At 65.2% G+C, this 279-nt stretch carries 1 protein-coding gene; it reads left to right on the forward strand.

What is annotated here, in order from left to right; all coding sequences use genetic code 11:
• Window positions 1-89: 89 nt before the first annotated feature.
• The coding region (locus tag EN804_RS36785) for a DUF2244 domain-containing protein (protein WP_135922457.1) at window positions 90-279 on the forward strand (190 nt) is incomplete at its 3' end.

Below are 279 nucleotides of genomic sequence, written 5' to 3' on the forward strand. Positions count from 1 at the left end.
ATCGGAAAAAGTGTGAATGCACCCTTGCTACCGGCGAGAGGGCGGGGCTACCATCGAGACGTTTCCCGCGGCAGGAACGCGGTTGCGACATGATCGAGGTGCTTCCAGCTCCGGATGGGTCAGGTACGCAGCTGCGGCTGCGTCCCCCACGGGCGCTCGATGCCCGGCAGTTCGTCCTGTTGTTCACCGTGTTGTCGGGTGCGATGTGGCTGGTGTCCGCCCTCGGGTGGTGGGCCGGCAATGCATTCGCCCCCCTGTTCGCGCTGCTGTACAGCCTGG

The organism is Mesorhizobium sp. M8A.F.Ca.ET.161.01.1.1, from assembly GCF_004792105.1.
In the GTDB taxonomy this organism is placed as follows: Bacteria; Pseudomonadota; Alphaproteobacteria; order Rhizobiales; family Rhizobiaceae; genus Mesorhizobium.